This window comes from Methanobrevibacter filiformis (genome assembly GCF_001639265.1).
Classification (GTDB): domain Archaea; phylum Methanobacteriota; class Methanobacteria; order Methanobacteriales; family Methanobacteriaceae; genus Methanacia; species Methanacia filiformis.
Genome location: NZ_LWMT01000157.1, coordinates 1 through 1,154, shown reverse-complemented (window position 1 = coordinate 1,154; position 1,154 = coordinate 1). Strand labels below are relative to the sequence as shown.

Below are 1,154 nucleotides of genomic sequence, written 5' to 3'. Positions count from 1 at the left end.
GTTTATTTATTATTAAGTTATATATAATATACATGTCAAGGCGAAGTTTTGAGTTTAATGAGGATGATGAAAAATTTTTAATAGGCTTTGTTAAAAATTCGAAGGAAACATTAAGAGCATTTGTACTTTTATTGCTTAATAAAGGTATGAAAAATATTGATATTTCTAAATTGCTTGATATTAGTCCTAATACCGTGACTAACATTAAAAACAGGTATTTGGAAGAGGGACTAGAATCTGCATTGTATGATAAGCCCCGTCCAGGTCAACCAAAAAAATATGGGGTTGAAAAGGAAACAGAAATCATTGCATTGGCTTGTACTGATCCTCCAGAAGGATATAAAACATGGACTACTAGACTTATAGCAGAAACTCTTCAAGAAAAAGAAGGCTTCGAAACTTTAACTCGTGAAACTGTTAGAGTTATTTTAAAAAAAGCTCAACAAGACCATGGATTAAAAAAATGTGGTGTGTAAAAGAAATTGATAATGAATACAGAAAGAGAATGTATAAAATATTAAAATTGTATTCCGAACCTTATAATCCAAAATATCCCATAATCTGCTTTGATGAAAAACATAAACAATTAATAAGTGATGTTAAAAATAAAATTCCTATGAAACCTGGAAGTCCTGAAAAATATGATTATGAATATAAAAGAAATGGAACTGCAAACATTTTTGTTGCAGTTGACTTTAAAGGAGGTGAAAGAGACATAACTGTCACAGACAGACGAACCAAAAAAGACTTCGCACTATATATCAAACATCTAGTCAATAATGTGTTCCCTGAAGCAAAAAAACTAAGAATCATCATGGACAATCTAAATACACATACATATAGATCTATCCTAGAAACCTTTGAATTTAACGAAGCTGTAGAATTAATAAGCAAATTAACCTTTTACTATACTCCAAAACATGCCAGCTGGCTAAATATTGCAGAAATCGAAATCAATGCTATGGATACTCAATGCACAGGACGAAGAATAATTAATAAAAAACTCTTAATAAATGAAACTACAGCTTATAAGAATAATAGAAATAAAAATAAATGCAAAATAAAATGGAATTTCACTAAAAACGATGCTGATAAAAAATTATCCAAATATTATATTAACATATGAATATCATAAAAATTAAATTGTCGAGACA

Annotated in this window: 1 pseudogene; it reads left to right on the top strand. The window is 28.8% G+C overall.

Annotated elements, in window-relative coordinates:
* The first annotated feature begins 32 nt into the window (after positions 1 to 32).
* Positions 33 to 1,126, top strand: a pseudogene (locus MBFIL_RS10145) (IS630 family transposase).
* The last annotated feature ends 28 nt before the right edge of the window (positions 1,127 to 1,154 follow it).